The organism is Cohnella fermenti (genome assembly GCF_004801405.1).
Lineage (GTDB): Bacteria > Bacillota > Bacilli > Paenibacillales > Paenibacillaceae > Cohnella > Cohnella fermenti.
On record NZ_SSOB01000018.1, the window covers coordinates 80182 to 98469 of the forward strand.

Below are 18288 nucleotides of genomic sequence, written 5' to 3' on the forward strand. Positions count from 1 at the left end.
AAAATTACAACTCATATACTAAGTATCAATCGAAAATTTGGCGAGGTAAATAGAAACTTACTATGATTAATAATATGATATTACGTTATATTCAAGAAATCGGAGCATCGAAGAACCCCCCTGCCCGAACCTGGACAGGGGGGGGCGCCTTCTTTATGGCAACGCCATTCCACTTGGTTCACACAACGCATTCAGACTTGGCTCACAACCAAATCAGACTTGGTTAACAACGAAATCATCGAACGTTACTCTGGTTGTCGTGCAAGCTGCGCCAATCGTGGCGGACGTGGATGAGGCTCCCGTCGTGAAGGCAATCGTTGTGGTGTACCAGGTATTGTCCGACGTGATCGTCTGATTCAATTGGGAGCCGCCGTAATCCTTCACGTACACATAGCCTTGACCGGTGCCCGACACGCCCTTGGTCTTGACCGTCAGCACATACGACGTATTCGGGCTGAGCCCGGTGATCGTCTGCTCTGCGTAGTTGCCCGGGTTCTTGAGCTCCAGGCCGTAAGCGCTGCTGTATGCCGCCCACACCTGCGCAGCGCCTCCGGAGCCGGTCCAGCCCGTAATGTTGCCGCCTTCGAAGTTCCCGTTCTGCACCAGCACCGGAGTCGGCTTCAAGGCGAAGTTGTCGAAGCTCACCCGGGTTGTCGTGCAATAAGCTCCGATCGTCGCGGAGGTGGAGGACGGCCCGGTGACGAAGTAGATCGCCATGCTGTGCCAGTTGTTGTCGGAGGCAATCGTCTTGTTGATCTGGGAGCCGCCGTAATCCTTCACGTACGCATAGCCTTGCCCCGTCCCGGATACGCCCTTGGTGTCGACCGTCAGCACGTAGGCCGTATTCGGGCTGAGCCCGGTGATCGTCTGCTCCGCGTAGTTGCCCGGATTCCAGAGCTCGAGGCCGTAAGCGCTGCTTCGTGCGGCCCATACCTGCGCGGCGGCCCCGGAGCCGGTCCAGCCAACGGTCGTCCCGTTCTCGAAGTCTCCATTGGCAATGAGCGGACGCAGAACGATATTGTCGAACTGAACCCTTCCGGTCGTGTCATAGACGCCGATCGTCGCGGCGGTCGCCCCGGAGCCGGTAACGAACAGAAGGGACGCGCTGTGGAACGTATTGTCCGACGTGATGCTCTGGTTGACCTGGGTTCCGCCGTAGTCCTTCGCGTACAAGTAACCTTGCCCCGTTCCCGATACGCCCTTGGCATCGACGGACAGCACGTAGGCCGTGTTCGGGCTAAGGCCGGTTATCGTCTGCTCCGCATAATTGCCGGCACTGCGAAGATCAAGGCCGAAGGTGCTGTTGTACGCTGCGGAGATATGCGTGAGCAGCCCGGAACCGGTCCACGTCGCCGTGTGGCCATTGTCGAAGTCCCCGTTCTTGACTAAGGAGGCGCCGTTGTATTGAAGAACCCGGAACTCGTTGAAGCCTGCTGCAACTCCCGAGGTCAAGCCCGTCACGGTAATTCGGACATACCTGGCCGTCATGTTGAACAAGTCATTGTTCGTCTTCGCCGTGCCGTTGCTTGCCGTCCGGTCCGCTGCCGTGGTCCAGTTGACGTTGTCTGTCGACACCTCGACCTTGTACAGATGCGTAAGATTGTTCTCGTCCCATATCACCTTGGTTCCATGGATCGTCTGATTGCTGCCAAGGTCCACCTTCCACCAATGGCCTGTATTCGTGTCGTTCGCGGTCCAGTTCGTTCGATGGTTGCCGTCGTTGCCGCCGGAGGCCGAGGTTCCGGTCTTGACGCTGTCCGAGCTGGCCGTCTTGTTCAATGCCAGATTCGTATACAGCGGTGTCGGAGTCGGAAGCGGCGTATAGCTGCTTGCGCCCGGAGCGACGAACTGGATGTTGCTCGTATAGCCGTTGACGCTGATATTGCCCGCTGCGGCGGACAGGATCAGATTGCCGTTGACGACCAGATTCTCGAACGTGACGTCTTGAACGAGACGATTGGGACTATAGCCGGTCAGATTGGAGGAATTGCTGTTGGTGCCGGTATACGTAATATTCTTGAAGTAGATATTCTTGACGCCCCGCCCCGGCCCGGTCTGGCTTCCCGTCCACGTATTGTTCAGGTTAAAAATCGCATGCACATAATTGTCCTCGATCCGGATATCGGTAAACGTTACATTCTGGATGAGGTTCCCGTCGCCGTTCGTGAACTGGATCGGGCTCATCGGACTTTGCGTGTCGTTCAACAAGATGTCGATGTTGGAGAAGTGGACGGAATCGATGAACAGCCCGCCCTCGTATTCGGTCGGATCGCCGTGGGTGCCGAAGTTGATCGGACGGGCCACATCGGGCATAAGGATCGTGTTTGTGACCGTCTCGTTCGCGACATTGCTCCAGAAGTTCGATTCCGGGCGGGCGGTATAGACCGCCAGGCTGTCATCGCCAGAGCGAATAAAACAATCGTTAATCGTAATGTTCGTGGACCCCAGATTGTCGATTCCGTCCGTCCAGCTCTTGTAGCTGAAGCCTTTAATATTGTTAATCGTCACATTGTTGGCATTCTGCAGATCGACCAGATCCCCGCCGCCTCCGCCGTGGCCGTAGTCGTTGACGATAATCCCGTCGACCGTGATATTGTCGGAATAGTTGACCGAGACGCCTCTCCAGGAAGGATGATCGAGGATGCCCCGTCCCCTGACGGACGCGTTCGTCGCGTTGTCCAGGAAGACGCCTCCCTTGACGACCGCTCCTCCCGCAATGTACAAGGTCTTGCCGCTCGGCACCGTATAATCCTGGTTGTAGACGCCGGGCCCGAGATAGATGACGTCCGGATCGCTTGGGCTCGGGACGTCAACCTCCAGTGGATTCGCGAACAGATGCAGATTGTGGTTGATGTCTCCATTCACTTCCACCGAGAGCTTGGTCGGACCGGAGATCGTGAAGGTCAACGTGTTCCCCGCAACGGAGGGGGCAATGCCTTTGCTTGCCGGACGAACCGCTGCGGATGAGACGGTCCCCGCGTTATAGGTGACGGATACGTCCACCGGACCGTCCGTATCGAAGTAGACGAAGGAAGCATGCGAAGGGTGGTAGCCGCCTACCGTCGTGTCGTATTCGTCCAGGTCCTGCCAGGCCCCGCCGTTCGCGCGCACCTTCACGGTGAAGTCGGCGTTGAGCGCGGCGCCGCCCGTCGGATTCGGATACGTCACCAGTGTGGTTCCGGCCGCATGCACTTCCGTCGGCAGACCGAACGGCAGCACAGCAAAGAATGCAAGCGCTGCCATAAACACACACAACCAGTTTACCGGCCTGCGGCTTCTTCTTGTCAACATCATCCACAACTCCTTTTCCTTCATGCAGATTTGTCATTCGGTCAGATTTGTCTTACGGTCAGATGAAGTCCGGCCGCCTCCGAAGAAGCGGGCCGGACTGCGTTGCTTACAGGGCCGAATCTACCGTCAGCTTCACAACCGTATCGAAGCGATCCCGACGAGCCTCCGGAATGCGAATCGCAACTCCGCGCTCGTTCTGCTTATAAGGAATCTCCGTGCCGTCCAGAAGCTCGCAGCGAGCAATTCGCTGCGGCAGCGCCGGCAGAATCGTCTTGTCCATCGCCGCCGCGTCCAGCACGTGCAGGTACAGGCAATCCCCTCTGTGCGTCATGCCGTATACATTGTCCACCGGTTGCAGCGGGCCCGCGCGCGTGCCGTAGATGGCTTCGCCGTTCTTCTTCATGAAGGCGCCGATCTGCCGCAGCCGCTCCGTCTGACTATCCGGAATGGTCCCATCCGGATTGGGGGCCACGTTCAGCAGCACGTTGCCCCCGCGCACGAAGCAATCGACCATCAGCTTCACGATTTGCTCGAGCGGCATCACCCTCTCCTCCGGCTCGTACGACCAATGATAGGCAATCGTAAAGCACTTCTCCCAGTCCATCGGCACGATCGGGCCCGTGATGTCATGGCCGCCTTCGTCGCATTGGAAGTCCCCGCTCCAGCCCGAACGCGGATTAATGACACAGTCGGGCTGGCTGGACCTCACCATTTCGTTCAGCTTGATCGGCTCCCAGAACCAGGCGGCGTCGGCATCCGAGCCGGAATGGGCAAGCCAGCCGCCGTCGTACCAGAGAATGTCGATCGGCCCGTACTTCGTCGTCAACTCCCGGATTTGCTCGTAGCATTGCCTCTTCATCAGAGCCGCATTTTCCGCCAATTCCATGGGCTTGAAGTAGCCGGGGAACCGCCAGTCCATCGGGGAGTAGTACAGCCCGACCCTTAGCCCGGCCTCGCGGAAAGCCTCCGTGTACTCCTTGACGAAGTCGCGACCCGCCGCCGCCCTCTTGCTGTCGAACCCGCCGTAGCTGCCCGGACTGTCCCACATCGCGAAGCCGTCGTGATGGCGGGTGACCATAACCGAATAGGCCATGCCCGCCTCCCGGACCAGCTCCGCCCACTGGCGCGGGTCCCATTGCTGCGGGTCGAACGACTCGGCCAGCTTCGCATACTCGTCGGCGGGGATGCTCTCGTTGAACATCGCCCACTCGCCGCGCCCGAGCAGCGAGTACAACCCCCAGTGGAAGAAGAACCCCAGCTTGGCGTCCCGCCACCATTCCATCTGCTCGTCGCTCAGCTTCAGCGAAGGAGCCTCCACATCGTCCCTGCTCTTCAATTGAATGCTGCTCTTCAGCATCGAGGCGAGCTCGTCATTCCGCAATTCCTTATCCGTCATGCCTTTCCTCGCCTCTCCAGTTTGCTAACTGAATGATCGCCTGACCGTTCCCCTGTTCCGCCCGCTCTTACAGCTTGCTCTGATACAGGCTGACGACCGACTCGTAGTCTCCCATCTTCTTCAGCTGAGCTTGGAACTTATCCCAATCGCTCAGGTCCATCTCGCCCTTGATGAACTTGATGACCGATTCCTGCACATAGGTTCGGACCGGCGTCATCGTGTTGCTGATCTGCTCGTTCTCGTCGCTTGTGAAGTTGATGCGCGGCGCTTGATCGTTCGGCGCAACCCGGCCCTTGCCGTAGGTGCCGTTCGCGGTCCAATAGCTCTCTTCGGTCTCCTTGCCGTCATGGTAGAACGACGTTACGCTGCCCGGGTCCGTATACTTGGCGACGCGGTCCTGCGGCGTCCATACGATGCCGGCGCGGCAGCTGCCCGTCGTGCCTACGCCGTACTTGCACAACTCATCATACAGATTGTCGGCGTTCAGAATGTTCGACGTGTACTGCTTCACGCCGTCCTTCTCCTCGTAGGTCGTGCCCTCTACGCCCCAGTTCATCAGCGTCATCATCTTGCCCGAATACTGGTAGTCGAGCATCTTCGCCAGCAGCTCGGGGTGCTTCGCCTTCGCCGAGATGACGATGCCGCTGCCGTTGCCGAGCCCCTTGCCCGCCGGCTCGGAGGAATACAGCCAGGCATCGCCGTACTTCGAGCTTGGAATCAGCGCATTCGTCCACTTGACGTTCGCCTGCTCGTTGTCGTTGAACTCGGTCGCGAAGCCGGACCAGCTAAGCGGGTAGATGAACGTCTTGCCTGTCGTCGCCTTCGGACGGGCCTGATCGATCTCATCGGTGAAGTAATCCGGGTCCATCAGCTTCTCCGCGTACAGCTTGTGCATGAATTCGAGCGCTTCCTTAAAGCTCATCTCCGTCGGACCGAACACATACTTCTCACCGTTCCAATAGATGTCGTCGCTCGTGTGCAAGGAATTGTAGAAGCCGGCATACGCCATGTACTTGCCGCTCGAGCCGATCGGATAGGTATCCGGATACAGCTCCTTCAGCTTCTTGGCGGCATCGTACATCTCATCGAGCGTCTCCGGAATCTTGATCCCGTTCTGCTCGAAGACGTCAAGCCGGTAAGACGAGGAATATTGGGACGGCGTCAGCTCCGTCGGGTTGTCGTAGCCGTCGAAGTAGGCGTAAATCTTCTTGTTCGAGGAGAACAGATAGGTGTCCGAGTTCGGCGTGCCGTTGACGAATTCCTTGTAATACGGGTATTGCTCCAGATACGGAGTGAGATCGGCGTACAAGCCTTCCTCCCCGTTGTCGTTAATGCCCGACAGCCCTTCGAGGCTGAGCATGACATCCGGGATCTCGCCGCTCGCGGCCATCACCTTCGCCTTCTCGAAGTACTCGTCGCCCCACTGAATGCGGTTCCACTTGATGTTCAGCTTGACGCCGAGATACGTCTCCATCTCCTTCTCCCATTGCTCCTGAACGAGCGTGTCCGCGGGATCGACCCCGAACTTCGGAATCATGACCTCGAAGCTGAGCTCCTCCACAGCGTTCGTGTCGCCGCTTGCCGAGGAGCCGCCGCTCGCTGCCGGAGAAGCGCCCGAATCAGTGCCGCCATTATCGTTGTTGCCGCTGCAGCCGGCCAGCATCGAAGATGCGAGCAGGATGGACAGAAGCGCCGTTGTTGATTTTTGCATACAAGAACCCCCTGATAATAGTTGAGTGGCGAAGCGTTAAGCCGCCGTTCGTCGGACCTCGATACGTTGACTACCCCTTGATCGAGCCGACCATGGCCCCCTTGACGAAGTGCTTCTGAACGAACGGATAGATGCACAGAATCGGCGCCAGCGCGATAACGATTGCGGCCATCACAATGTTCTTCGGATTGACCTCATTGTTGACGAGCAAGTTCCGGTATTGGCTGCTCGCGCTCCCGTCGTCGACAATCAAGCTGCGCAGGAACATCTGCAGCGGATACTTGCTCTCGTTCTTCAGATAGATCAAGGCGTTAAACCATTCGTTCCAGAAGGCCACGATGGAGAACAGCGCGAATGTCGCGAGCAGCGCCTTGGATAGCGGCAGATAGATGCGGAACAGAATCGTAATGTCTCCGGCTCCGTCCATCAAGGCCGATTCTCGCAGCTCCGAAGGGATATTCTGGAAGAACGAACGATAGATAAAGACGTTGAACGCGCCTACGCTGCCGGGAATGACCATGATCCAGAACGTATTGAGCAGATGAAGCTCCTTCATCAACAGATAAGTCGGAATCATGCCGCCGCCGAAGAACATTGTGATTGCGAGGAATATAGTAATAAACTTCTTAAGCGGAAAATCAGCCACGGTCAGCGGGTAAGCCGTCAGAGAGGTGAGCAGCAGCGTCAGGAGCGTCCCGACCGAAGCGTACAGCAGCGTATTGCGGTAGCTGATGTACAACTGGGGCTTGCTCAGAATAATCTCGTACCCCTTGGTATTGAATCCCTTGGGCCACCAACTGACCTCACCTAGCGCAATATAATCCGGATCGCTGAGCGACAACGAGATGACATTCAGCAGCGGATAGACCATCACGACGACGAGCGCGAGCATGAAGGCGTAATTGAGAATGTCGAAGATCCGGGAACCCATGCCTTGCTTGTAACCCATGTTCCTCACCTACCAGAGACTCGAATCGGAGAATCGCTTGACGATTCCGTTGGTGATCGCGACGAAGATGAACGAGACGACGGACAGCATCAGTCCGACGGCCGCGGCGTATTCGAAGCGCCCGCCCTGAAGCCCCTCGCGGAAGACGTAGGTGCCGATCACGTCGGCCGTCTCATACGTCCCGGGGTTATAGAGCAGCAGCACCTTCGAGAAGTCGTTGCCGAGAATGCCGCCGATGGCGAGAATAAACAGAATGATCGTCGTCGGCATGATGGACGGAAGCGAGATGTTCTTCATCTTGTGCCAGCGGTTCGCTCCGTCGATCGACGCTACATCGTACAAGGTCGGATCGACGCCGCTGAGCGCCGCCAGATACAGAATCGTTCCCCAGCCGATCCCTTGCCAGATTCCGGAGCTGACGAAGATCGTCCGGAAGAATTGCGACTCCGACAAGAAGTTGACCGGGTCCATGCCGAACAGCCCCGTCACCTGGTTGACCAAGCCGTCCAGCGAGGTCAGTTCCTTGATCATGCCCACGATGATGACCGTCGAGATGAAGTGCGGGAAATACGAAACCGTTTGCACGAATCTCTTGAACCACAGAATGCGCAGCTCGTTGAACAGCAAGGCCAGAATAATCGGCGCCGGGAACCCCCACAGCAGGCCGTACAGCCCGAGCAAGACCGTATTCTTGACTGTGCGCAGCGCCATCGGATTCGACAGGAACATATCGAAATATTTCATGCCGACCCACGGGCTGTCCCAGATTCCCTTGGCCACGCTGTACTTCTTGAACGCGACCAGGATGCCGTACATCGGGAAGTAATTAAAGACGAGCACCAACAGGAATCCCGGCAGCACCAGCAAGTACAAATACTTCTGCGACAACAACTTCTGAACGATACGACGGAGAGAGCCTTTCTCTTTCTCGCTTCCGATCGAATAGGCTGTCTGCGCCATTGCCTTCCCCCTTTCCTCTTCCTAACGCGCCGAGCCTGCTTTCCCCGGGATTCAGGCAGTCGCGACTAGCGTTATCAATAATAGTCTATCCGCTCCAGTAAGCGTTGACAATAATACGAGATTTCGAATTATAAAACAATATTACTCCGTAAATTAATATTGTTTTATTTATGAAAACGGATACACCTCAATCGATTCAGCAATATTCGTTTTTAATACATACTTCATTTCTCGAAAGAATACGAATTTCCCACACTTTCAGCATCGTTCTTCAGCGAATTGTCCGCTTCTCTCTATACAACGAAATTACTTTTTGTTATTCTATTTTCAAAGTCCCCGGGAACGGAGCGTCGGCCGATGAACCGTCAATATTTCCTTCCGCCGTTCGAAGAATACGGCTTCTTCTGCTTCCCCCACTCCTCCGGCTTCTATGTGAAGCCGGACAGCCACACGGTCACCCGCGAGGAAGGCGTCCGCGACTTCAGCCTGCACTTCGTCACCGGAGGGAAGGGGTATCTCGAGCTGAATGACACGCTCTTCACCTTGAAGCAAGGCGATGTGTTCCTTCATCACCCGCACGAGAGAATGCGATATTACACATCCGATGACGATAGCTGGGATATCCATTGGATGCAATTCAATGGCAGCGGGCTGGCGGACTTCCTGCTTCAGAGGGGATTCCACGGCTCCTCTCTCTGGTACATGAAGGATAACGCCATGCTTGAGCAGGCCTTCCTTGAGCTGCTGGACGAGCTCGAGCAGCACAGCTTCATGCGCCCGGCCCGCATCTCCGCTCTCGCCTACGGCGTGCTTGTGGAATTCGTCAGCGGGGCGATCCCGTTCTCTACCAAGCGGGGCATGCAGAACGTCGATCGCATCATTCATCTGTTGCCGTTCATGCAGAAAAACGCCCATCTCCCCTTTATCCTGGAAGAATGGGCGGACAGAGTTCAACTGACGCCGAATTACTTCTGCAGCCTGTTCAAGAAGGTGACGCGCATGACGCCGCTCGCCTACATGACCAAGTGCCGCATTCAGCTTAGCAAGCAATTGCTGCTCGGCCATCCGCAGATGGCAATCAAGGAGATCGCCATCGATTCCGGCTATCCGAGCGTGAGCTACTTCAACAAAATTTTTATGCAGACGGAAGGCATGACGCCGACCGAATTCCGTAATCTTCACTTTAAGTGAGGGACTGTAGAATCGGGTATTCACTGTAGTCGCGCGCATGTGAACCGCAATGATTAGTTCCGCGGCGCATATCGCGCCATGGAATAGCTGCGATAGCCTCCTGTCACGTTCTTGACGGCAAATCCCTTCTGCTGCAAGATGCGGGAAGCGATATATCCTCTCATCCCTACGGCGCAATAGGCATAAATTTCCTTGCCTTGCTCAAGCTCGCCGCACCTCGCGCGAAGCTCGTCAACCGGTATATGCCTTGCGCCTTCGATATGCCCTTGATCGAATTCCGCCTTCGTCCTGACATCAAGCAGGATTTGCCGCTCCGGGTCGAACGAGCCCAATTCCTGCAGCGTCGCAACGTCGCTCCGTCCGCTTAATACGTTCTGAGCCAGATAGCCTGCCATATTGACCGGATCTTTGGCCGAGGAGAAGGGAGGCGCGTACGCAAGCTCAAGCTCGGCGAGATCGTCTACGGTGCCGTTCATTCGAAGGACGGCGGCGATAACGTCGATCCGCTTGTCCACCCCCTCGGCTCCGAAGGCTTGGGCTCCAAGGATTTTCCCCTCATCGTTAAATATAAGCTTGAGAGCAATCGGCTTCGCTCCCGGATAATACGCGGCATGCGAGCTTGGGTGAACGTAAACCGTCCGATACGGAATGCCGAGCCTTGACAACGTACGCTCATTGCTTCCCGTGCTTGCTCCGGCAAGATCGAACAGCTTGATAATCGCAGTACCTTGCGTCCCCTTGTAGGTCGATGGAAGTCCGCAGATATGATCGGCCGCGACACGCCCTTGCTTGTTCGCCGGACCGGCCAGCGGAATCGCGGAGGGCTGCCGGGTCACGTAATCGACAATCTCGACGGCATCGCCAACCGCGTAAACACCGTCACAGTCGGTCTGCATCGATTCGTTCACCAGGATATGCCCCCTTGGCCCAAGCCTGATGCCGGAATCCTTCAGGAAGCCGGTATCCGGAGCCACGCCGATCGCGAGAATGACCATATCTCCGCAAGCTTCCTTCCCGCTCTGCAGCATGACTGCGATTCCGCCCTCCTTCTCAACGAACGAATGGACGCCGTCGCCCAACAAGAGCCTAACTCCGTTGTCCTCAAGCTCCTTCTCCGCGAACGCCGCCATCTCCGAGTCGAACGGCGCCAGAATATGCGGCGCAGCCTCGACCAACGTGACCTCCAGTCCGCGATGACGAAGATTGTCCGCCATCTCCACGCCGATGTATCCGCCGCCGACAACAATGGCGCTCCGAATGCCCGCCTGGTCTGCATGAGACTTGATCCGGTCCATATCCGGAATCGTTCTCAGGGTGTAGACAAGACGGCTGTCGATCCCCGGGATCGGCGGCTTCAGCGGCTTGGCGCCGGGAGACAAGATCAAGTAATCGTAGCTCTCCTTGTAGACTCCCTTCTCCTTGCTGTTTACGGTAACGGTCTTGGCGTCCGCATCAATTCGGGTCACTTCGCTGTGAATGCGGATATCCAGGTTAAATCGGGCCTTCATGCTCTCCGGAGTCTGCACCAGCAGCTTCGAGCGATCCTGAATCGTTTCCCCGATATAATAGGGAAGACCGCAGTTGGCATAGGAGATATGAGGACCTCGCTCGAACATGACAATCTCCGCATTCTCGTCCAGCCGTCTGAGTCTGGCCGCGGCCGACGCTCCGCCCGCCACCCCGCCTACAATAAGCACTTTCTTGGCCATGACGCCTCACCTCTCCCTTTCCGGCATGCTTATCTCTGAATCGGTCCTCTCCACGCCGTCATCCCGCCCCGGAGGTGCGCGACGTCGGAGCAGCCTTGGCGCAGAAGCAGCTTCGCCGCTTGCTTGCTGCGCATTCCGCTCTGACAATACAAATAAATCGCTCGATCCTTGGGAATGTCCCCCAGGCGCTGCGCCAACCCGCTGAGCGGAATGTTCACGGCGCCCTTGAGATGTCCTCTCCGGAATTCATGATCTTCCCGAACGTCGATCACCTTGTTCCCCTCGGACTCGCTCCGGAACTGATCCGCCTCCAGAGTGCGCAGACCTTTTATCGGGACAAGCCGTTTGTACAGCAGCCACAACACAACTAGCGATAACAGAACATACAGTCCGATACCCAAGTCCATTCACCTACCTGCTCTTGATTAACAATTCAACGGCTTCCTGAACGACCTTGTTGGTGTCCCCTCCGTTCTCGCGCTCATCCAGAATGCACTGCTCCAGATTGACCGCAACGACAAGCGCCATCGTCTTGTCGACGGCGCTGCGAATCGCGGAGAGCTGGCTGACGACGTCCTTGCAGTTTTTTCCCTCTTCCATCATCTTCAGCACACCGCGCACTTGCCCTTCCGCACGGCGCAAGCGACGCTTCATATCGTCATCGTACTTCATATCGCATTCCCCCAATACCTGTATAGGTATATTATAACCGGATACGGGGGGACACGCATCAGATGAACAGGTTCACTTTCGCGTCCGCGGCATCCCCCAAATAAGCCGCAACCCCGGCATACTCGACCCCGTCCAGCAGCTCTTCCTTCCGGAGGCCCAGCAAATCCATTGTCATCGTGCAGGCCACCAGCTTAACCCCCTGCTCCTGCGCAAGCTCGATTAGCTGCGGCAGCGTTAACGCGTTGTGCTTCTTCATGACGTGTTTGATCATCTTCGGACCCAGCCCGGCAAAATTCATTCTCGATAACCCCAGCCGATCTGCGCCGCGAGGCATCATTCTCCCGAACAGCTTCTCGAGGAAGCCCTTCTTCGCCGGAATCTGCTCATCCTTCCGAAGCGCGTTCAACCCCCAGAAGGTGAAGAAGATCGTCACCTCGTGATCGTAAGCCGCCGCGCCGTTCGCGATAATGAACGCCGCAATCGCCTTGTCCAATTCCCCGCTGAATAATACAATGGTCGACTTCTCCTGCTCAGCCACTCGAATCGCTCTCCTTCCTTGCTATGACGACCGGTCCCGCGCACCGGCCCTCGCGCTTACTCGTCCCTCTCCGCGGGTCCTTCCCATGCGGACATCCCCGGCACGACATTCCTGACCGCAGAGTATCCCCGTTCGGCAAGCAATTGGCAGGCGAGATCGCTCCGGGTGCCCGTTCGGCAGACCACCGCATACTCTCCGTCCTTCGGAAGCAGATCGAGCTTCTGCTCCAATTCGCCCAGCGGAATCGAGATCGCTCCCGGAATGCGATGGAAGCTATATTCCGCCGGTTCCCGAACGTCCACGATTGTGAAGGCGGCTCCGTCCGCCATTCTCCGATTCAGCTCTTCGTTGCCGATGACGTGCGGATGCTTCGTCTCGGGTTTGGTCTCGTTCTCCGGAGACTTCCGGAGGAAGTGGCGGAAGACGCCTCCCTCTTCCTTCATCCCGATATATTGATGTCCTGTACGGCTCGCCCAGCTCTGCAGATCGGCCACCGACCCATTATCCGTCGCCCGGACCTCGAGCACTTCGCCGGCCTTCATCTCTTCCATGGTCTTCTTCGTTCTGACGACCGGCATTGGACAAGCCAACCCTTCGCAATTCAGCATTCGGTTCGTTTGAATGATAGCTGTCACAGCATTAATCCCCCTTCCGTTATTAAATTCCGCAGACGAATTCGCCTTCCCAGCAGGACATGCCGCCGGCCATATTCGTTACGTCATAGCCCAGCTCCTCCAGCAGCTCGCAAGCCAGACCGCTTCGGCCTCCGCTGCGACATACGACGATATATGGTTGCGAACGATCCAGTTCGCCGTGTCGTTGTCCGATAACGCCCAATGGAATATGTTTGGCATTCGGGATATGTCCCGACTCCCATTCCGCCGGTTCGCGCACATCAATAACGCCAAGCTTCTCGCCTCTCTCCAGCCGTTCTCTAACTTCCTGCGGAAGCGCGACTTTCGTGAATGTTCCCGCCATTGCACATTCGCTCCTTCAATTGAATGATTGGGCAGATAATCAAGATAAAATATCAATCCAAATTTTAAGGACGGTCGCCGTAATCAGGGCCGCGAGGAGCCATTGGAGCACCTTCACGTTCATCCTCTTGCCTACCTTCGCGCCGACAGGGGAAGCGATAATGCTGGCGACAACCATGACAGCCGCAGGGGTCCACAGCATGTGGCCTCCCATGATCTTGCCTGTCGTCGAACCGATGGAGGAGATGAACGTAATCGCCAGCGACGACGCGATCGCAACCCGGGTCGGAATTCGCAGCAGAACGAGCATAATCGGAACCGTAATGAAGGCCCCGGCCGCGCCGACAATGCCGGACAGGATGCCGACCACGCCCGCGGATACGGCTGCCAGCCCGCGATGGAACGCGAGTCTCGCGTAGTCATCCTCCTTCTCGCCCTTCTTCGGGAGGAACATCATCACGGCGGCGGCCAACGCCATGACCGCATACGTAATATTGATGGCGCTGTCCGGCAGATACCTGGAGCCATATCCGCCAAGGAAGCTGCCGATGACGATCGGAATCCCCATATAGAGCACAAGCTTCGAGTGAATGAAGTTGCCCTTGCGATACGCGAATATTCCGGCCAACGTCGCGAAGAATACCTGAATCGCACTAATAGCTGCGACCTCCTGGGCCGACAGCGCAAGGAAGCCCAAAGCGGGAGGAATATAGAGCAGCATAGGGTATTTGATGATGGACCCGCCGATCCCTACCATGCCGGATATAAAAGAACCAATAAAGCCGATCGCGAATAACACGAGAATCCACCCGAGATCCAGATTCATGGCGGCCAATCCTTTCTCTATGACGAGTTGGCTCTCGGAGCCCTAAATACCCAACGGGGTATTATTTTGGCCAAAAAAAAGCTCCGTCTTGCAAAAGGCTACTTATCGTGCACCGCGCAGCGGTTCGGCCCCATCTCCATCTCCCGTTGCTCTTCCTCGTCCGGCGTCAGCCTGCCCATATTCGTTCGGCGAATCTCCTGATAGGCATTCGGCTGGGGCGGGAGGTTCTTCGTCACGGCTGCCCTGAACTCTTCGTCGCTCCGAATGTTAAGCCCCGGATTGCTCTTGAACAGGTCTCCGAGACGAGCGGCCACTTTGCCCCCTTCCCCCAACTCGGTGGCCTTGCCGAAGTGCGCAGGAAGCACGGTCAACTCCTCCGCCAGGCCTCTGTACGTCTCGTACAGCGTCGTCCTCAGGTCCGCCACCCAATCCTCCGCCTTGCCGGCCAGGTCCGGACGACCGATGGACTCTACGAACAGAATATCCCCGCTCAGCAAGTATTGATCATCAACGATGAAGGAGGTGCTTCCGATTGTATGACCGGGGGAATAGATCGGCTGGATGCGGATTCGGGACCTGCCGACCGTTATCTCCTTGCCCTCCTCCAGAGGCTCGTATTCGAAGACAACCTCCGTCGCATCCTTCGGAGGAAGCCAGTAAGTCGCGCCGGCGTTCTCCGCCAGCTGTCTGCCGCCCGAGATGTGATCGGCATGCAGATGCGTATCGAGCGTGTGTTTGATCGTCGCGCCCTTGTCCTTGGCGAATCGCTCGAACACCTCGACCATACGAAGCGTGTCGATCGCCGCGGCCTCCCCGTCGGACAATACCATATAAGACAAGCAGCCCTTCCCTATCCGAACGAATTGATACAGTTCGCCTCCGTCCTTCAGATCGCCAACCTTCACGGGCTCCAGATGTTCGCTCCAGGCCTTCATCCCGCCCTTCAGATAATGGACGTCCGTTCGTCCGGCCTCGGCAAGCTGTTCCGCCACGAAGACGGAAGACCCTTCCTTGGCGCACACGACCAGGATGTCCCTGCCGTCCGGAATCTGGCCAAGCGCCTCGTCGACCCCGTCCAACAGATCGAAGTAAGGAATGTTCAAGGTCTCCGTCGCACCGCCTTCGATCTTCCAATTGTCGAATTCCGCTGTATTCCGAACATCCAGAATAAATAGCTTCTCATACGACAGAATAATCTTGGCGAGCGCTTGAGCAGTCATTGCTTGAATTGCCGTTGTTGCCATCGTCCTTGTTCCTCCTTAGAGAATAGATTCCCGATTGCCTGAACGATTTTGCCGATGTCCAATATACCCTATAGGGTATAATTTGGAGTAAAAATTAATACCCCATAGGGTATGTTAGCATCATACACATTTCTCTTGCCTCTGTCAACTGCGCTGGACGATCGCAACATGCTGCTCCTCATGGAGGACAACGGATTCGGAATGAGCAAGGACGAGATCGATGCGCTGAATCAGCAACTGAACGACCCGATCCGGCAGATCGACGAGAGCTACGGACTCAAGAACCTCCATCAACGACTGAAGCTGTTCTACGGCCCGGACTACGGCCTGCACATCCAAGGGAACGGGTACGGCGGACTCACCGTCCAGATGAAGCTGAGGAAGATGCGGGTGGAGGATTACATGAATGCGAATCAAGCCCCGCTCCCTTGAGAGAGCGGGGCTTGGCGGGAGATTTACTTATGTATCATTTTGTTCAATGCCAACTGCCACATCCACAGTTGGCGTTGTCACAGCTCCAAAGTTACTCACCGCTGCCTCAAGGGCCAAGAAATCGCAACATCGTTTATGTAGTGAAGGATGCTTTTTGCTTTTTATCATTGAATGTAACCGACTGGCTTTTTTCTTTATTGCTTCTTCTTTCGACCGGATGAATAATGCCTGATTTGTTAACAATCCGCGGTACTTTGCATCTGCAACTTGAGAAATATCCATATCAATAATTGCTGAGTCGTGAATGGGTATCATGTTATTTAAGTTAATAACGCCCAATTTTCCGCCATCTATTTTCACAACGTCGGGAGCGTGTTCGGAAATCATACTATGTTTTGGTTTGGGGGAAGAGAGCGGTGCGCAGTATTTATGGCCATTCACTTCAAGAATGATACCTACAAACTTGCGATTTCCTGTGGGATCCAAGCTAACGAACGGATCATAAACCCGTAGATATTGCAAGTACGCAGGCTGAATTGCACATATTCTCAATGTTTTCTCCATTGGCGCCGGCCTCGCTCCCAATAAAATAAGGGTAGCTTTAGGCTACCCTTACGCGCTTTTTTGGTCCCTCACTTGTACGGTAGAGGATCTCCGACTTGTTCCGTTTCTCACTTATATGGCTGAGAATCTCCAACTTGTTCCGCTTCTCACTTATACGGCTGAGAATCTCCGACTTATTGCTTTTTGCATTTGTGAAGCAATGCCTCACACAACTAGTCTATGACAAAAGGTATTTGTTTGTCAATTAGGTTTACCTTCACTCTCCACTCACGATAATAACCGTCTTGCTGCTCGCATCCCAATCGGTCTTGGCGCCGAGGGACTCGCTGATGAAGCGGACGGGAACAAGGGCGGAATTGTTGACGATAGCCGGAGGAACGTCGATGGCCAGCTTCTGGCCGTTCACCCAAGCCGTCTTCTCTCCGACGGTCAACCGGATCGTCAGGCTGCCCTTCTCTGCCGTAATCGTCGAGGCAGCCGAATTCCACTCCACGGTTGCGCCCATCGCTTCGAATATGGCTCTTAACGGCACCAGAATTCGTCCATCCTGACTGATCGGAGGCTGGTCCATTCGCAGATAGCTCCCGTTCACTTCAACGAAGTACGGGTCCTGCTCGATCGTTTCATTCGGATAGCTTGCGATGGCTACGGGGATTTTGCCGTTCCACTTCGTTCCATCGCCCAGATAGGGAGCCCCCCAGGACCATAGCGTGCCGTCCGCACGAATGGCCATGGAGCGGAAGCCGATGCCATGGGCCGCGATCTTCGTCATCTTCTTCAAGCCGGTCACCCGGACAAGCGTATCGCTCGATTGGAAGGAACCGTTGCCCAATTGTCCTCCCGCATTCGTCCCGCTCGCCCAGACCGTGCCGTCCTTCTTAAGAAGCAGCGGTCCGCCTGCCGAAGCCTGAATGGCGGCCACGCCCGTTGCCCCTTCCAACTTGCGGGCGGCAGAGCCGTCGGCCATGGAGACCCCGTTCGACATCCCTTCTCCGTTAGAGCCCCAATACCATACCGTTCCATCGGTGTCGAGCCCGTATGTATATTGGGAGCCGACGGCTACTTGCACCATATTGACGACGTTCGGGATTTGCGTTAACTGTTCCAGGTACTGCCACACGGTCCCGTCCTTCTTAAGCGCAACGAAGCTCCCGTAGCCCGATGAGATCGAGACCACGTCGCTCAGCCCGTTCAATTGCGTGGGAACGCTGGCATTCCGGACCGTGCCTTCCGAATCTCTGTAGTAGAATCCGCCCCATCCCCACACGGTGCCATCCTTCTTCACGGCGAAGCTTCGTATCCAATCGGCCTCAATGGCAACAACGTCCGTAAGCCCGGCTACTTGAGCCGGAACGGTCCGGCTCTTGTCCGTTCCGTCGCCAAGCTCGCCGTCATGATTGCCGCCCCAAGACCATACCGTCCCATCCTCGCGAAGGGCAAGAGAATGAATCTGGCCTCCGGCCACGGCGATCACATCCGTCAATCCCGACACCTGCTCGGGAACGAGTGCGGACAGAACGGTCTCTCCTTCTTCGGCTCCGCTGTAAATCGCAATCTCCCCCCACTGCCAGACGGTCCCGTCGTTCTTGACGGCCAAGCTGTGGCTGGCTCCTACCGCGATGGAGCTCCAGCCCTTCGCAGACGCCGGTTCCGCTTGCGCGCCGGATAACGGGAATGGCGTTCCTAAGGATAGAGCCCCGACTATCGCAAGAGCAGCCGCTATCGATTTAATTCTCATGGAAGAATGCCTCCTTCTGTCTCTATCTGTTTCTATCCGTTTCCATCTGTTTCTATTATATCTACCAAATTATATAAGCAAAGCTCGATG

Annotated in this window: 17 protein-coding genes; 2 read left to right on the plus strand and 15 right to left on the minus strand. The window is 56.2% G+C overall.

Features of this window, described 5'->3' with window-relative positions; translation table 11 throughout:
• Window positions 1-213: 213 nt before the first annotated feature.
• The 5 genes from E6C55_RS15660 to E6C55_RS15680 form a co-directional block, all read right to left on the minus strand.
• A complete protein-coding gene (locus E6C55_RS15660) occupies window positions 214-3291 on the minus strand; it encodes a carbohydrate binding domain-containing protein (protein ID WP_168735667.1) in 3078 nt (1025 codons plus the stop codon).
• A gap of 106 nt (window positions 3292-3397) precedes the next feature.
• On the minus strand, window positions 3398-4687 hold the full coding sequence (locus E6C55_RS15665; RefSeq protein WP_136370748.1) for an alpha-L-fucosidase: 1290 nt from the start codon (window positions 4685-4687) through the stop codon (window positions 3398-3400).
• A 67-nt stretch (window positions 4688-4754) separates the two neighbouring features.
• Window positions 4755-6398: an extracellular solute-binding protein gene (locus E6C55_RS15670; protein ID WP_136370749.1), complete on the minus strand. Its 1644-nt coding sequence runs from the start codon at window positions 6396-6398 to the stop codon at window positions 4755-4757.
• 70 nt (window positions 6399-6468) lie between these two features.
• Window positions 6469-7347 (minus strand): carbohydrate ABC transporter permease, encoded by an 879-nt coding sequence (locus tag E6C55_RS15675; protein ID WP_136370750.1) that lies wholly within the window; start codon window positions 7345-7347, stop codon window positions 6469-6471.
• Between the two features lie 9 nt (window positions 7348-7356).
• Window positions 7357-8307, minus strand: coding sequence for an ABC transporter permease (locus E6C55_RS15680; protein WP_136370751.1), 951 nt, complete (start codon window positions 8305-8307; stop codon window positions 7357-7359).
• A gap of 357 nt (window positions 8308-8664) precedes the next feature.
• Here E6C55_RS15680 and E6C55_RS15685 point away from each other — a divergent pair, with 357 nt between their 5' ends.
• Window positions 8665-9498, plus strand: a complete 834-nt coding sequence (locus tag E6C55_RS15685; protein ID WP_136370752.1) for an AraC family transcriptional regulator — start codon at window positions 8665-8667, stop codon at window positions 9496-9498.
• Window positions 9499-9551: 53 nt separating this feature from the next.
• Here the strand turns inward: E6C55_RS15685 and E6C55_RS15690 are convergent, their stop codons facing one another.
• The 8 genes from E6C55_RS15690 to E6C55_RS15725 form a co-directional block, all read right to left on the minus strand.
• A complete protein-coding gene (locus E6C55_RS15690; RefSeq protein ID WP_136370753.1) occupies window positions 9552-11207 on the minus strand; it encodes an FAD-dependent oxidoreductase in 1656 nt (551 codons plus the stop codon).
• Between the two features lie 29 nt (window positions 11208-11236).
• Window positions 11237-11614, minus strand: coding sequence for a rhodanese-like domain-containing protein (locus tag E6C55_RS15695; protein ID WP_136370754.1), 378 nt, complete (start codon window positions 11612-11614; stop codon window positions 11237-11239).
• Window positions 11615-11618: 4 nt separating this feature from the next.
• Window positions 11619-11879, minus strand: a complete 261-nt coding sequence (locus tag E6C55_RS15700; protein ID WP_136370755.1) for a metal-sensitive transcriptional regulator — start codon at window positions 11877-11879, stop codon at window positions 11619-11621.
• A gap of 58 nt (window positions 11880-11937) precedes the next feature.
• Window positions 11938-12417: a DsrE/DsrF/DrsH-like family protein gene (locus E6C55_RS15705; protein WP_136370756.1), complete on the minus strand. Its 480-nt coding sequence runs from the start codon at window positions 12415-12417 to the stop codon at window positions 11938-11940.
• A gap of 56 nt (window positions 12418-12473) precedes the next feature.
• Window positions 12474-13043 carry a sulfurtransferase TusA family protein gene (locus tag E6C55_RS15710; RefSeq protein ID WP_230986707.1) on the minus strand — a complete coding sequence of 190 codons (570 nt, stop codon included), beginning with the start codon at window positions 13041-13043 and terminating at the stop codon, window positions 12474-12476.
• Window positions 13044-13074: 31 nt separating this feature from the next.
• Window positions 13075-13395: a rhodanese-like domain-containing protein gene (locus E6C55_RS15715; protein WP_136370757.1), complete on the minus strand. Its 321-nt coding sequence runs from the start codon at window positions 13393-13395 to the stop codon at window positions 13075-13077.
• 39 nt (window positions 13396-13434) lie between these two features.
• The gene (locus E6C55_RS15720; protein WP_136370758.1) at window positions 13435-14220 is read right to left on the minus strand and encodes a sulfite exporter TauE/SafE family protein; all 786 of its coding nucleotides are present in this window, start codon (window positions 14218-14220) and stop codon (window positions 13435-13437) included.
• Between the two features lie 98 nt (window positions 14221-14318).
• Window positions 14319-15464: an MBL fold metallo-hydrolase gene (locus E6C55_RS15725; protein ID WP_136370759.1), complete on the minus strand. Its 1146-nt coding sequence runs from the start codon at window positions 15462-15464 to the stop codon at window positions 14319-14321.
• 168 nt (window positions 15465-15632) lie between these two features.
• On the opposite strand from E6C55_RS15725, the gene E6C55_RS15730 reads away from it, so the two are divergent.
• Window positions 15633-15896: a sensor histidine kinase gene (locus E6C55_RS15730; RefSeq protein ID WP_136370760.1), complete on the plus strand. Its 264-nt coding sequence runs from the start codon at window positions 15633-15635 to the stop codon at window positions 15894-15896.
• 27 nt (window positions 15897-15923) lie between these two features.
• Here the strand turns inward: E6C55_RS15730 and E6C55_RS15735 are convergent, their stop codons facing one another.
• Entirely contained in the window at window positions 15924-16460 is a 537-nt protein-coding gene (locus tag E6C55_RS15735) for a type III toxin-antitoxin system ToxN/AbiQ family toxin (RefSeq protein WP_136370761.1), read from the minus strand.
• A 256-nt stretch (window positions 16461-16716) separates the two neighbouring features.
• A complete protein-coding gene (locus E6C55_RS15740) occupies window positions 16717-18198 on the minus strand; it encodes a stalk domain-containing protein (protein WP_136370762.1) in 1482 nt (493 codons plus the stop codon).
• Window positions 18199-18288 lie beyond the last annotated feature (90 nt).

Coding starts and splice junctions, on each gene's coding strand:
- E6C55_RS15740 (WP_136370762.1), bottom strand. CDS start 18,198: ATGAGAATTAAATCGATAGCGGCTGCTCTTGCGATAGTCGGGGCTCTA.
- E6C55_RS15670 (WP_136370749.1), bottom strand. CDS start 6,398: ATGCAAAAATCAACAACGGCGCTTCTGTCCATCCTGCTCGCATCTTCG.
- E6C55_RS15715 (WP_136370757.1), bottom strand. CDS start 13,395: ATGGCGGGAACATTCACGAAAGTCGCGCTTCCGCAGGAAGTTAGAGAA.
- E6C55_RS15680 (WP_136370751.1), bottom strand. CDS start 8,307: ATGGCGCAGACAGCCTATTCGATCGGAAGCGAGAAAGAGAAAGGCTCT.
- E6C55_RS15665 (WP_136370748.1), bottom strand. CDS start 4,687: ATGACGGATAAGGAATTGCGGAATGACGAGCTCGCCTCGATGCTGAAG.
- E6C55_RS15685 (WP_136370752.1), top strand. CDS start 8,665: ATGAACCGTCAATATTTCCTTCCGCCGTTCGAAGAATACGGCTTCTTC.
- E6C55_RS15730 (WP_136370760.1), top strand. CDS start 15,633: ATGCTGCTCCTCATGGAGGACAACGGATTCGGAATGAGCAAGGACGAG.
- E6C55_RS15675 (WP_136370750.1), bottom strand. CDS start 7,347: ATGGGTTACAAGCAAGGCATGGGTTCCCGGATCTTCGACATTCTCAAT.
- E6C55_RS15700 (WP_136370755.1), bottom strand. CDS start 11,879: ATGAAGTACGATGACGATATGAAGCGTCGCTTGCGCCGTGCGGAAGGG.
- E6C55_RS15690 (WP_136370753.1), bottom strand. CDS start 11,207: ATGGCCAAGAAAGTGCTTATTGTAGGCGGGGTGGCGGGCGGAGCGTCG.
- E6C55_RS15725 (WP_136370759.1), bottom strand. CDS start 15,464: ATGGCAACAACGGCAATTCAAGCAATGACTGCTCAAGCGCTCGCCAAG.
- E6C55_RS15720 (WP_136370758.1), bottom strand. CDS start 14,220: ATGAATCTGGATCTCGGGTGGATTCTCGTGTTATTCGCGATCGGCTTT.
- E6C55_RS15660 (WP_168735667.1), bottom strand. CDS start 3,291: ATGTTGACAAGAAGAAGCCGCAGGCCGGTAAACTGGTTGTGTGTGTTT.
- E6C55_RS15695 (WP_136370754.1), bottom strand. CDS start 11,614: ATGGACTTGGGTATCGGACTGTATGTTCTGTTATCGCTAGTTGTGTTG.
- E6C55_RS15735 (WP_136370761.1), bottom strand. CDS start 16,460: ATGGAGAAAACATTGAGAATATGTGCAATTCAGCCTGCGTACTTGCAA.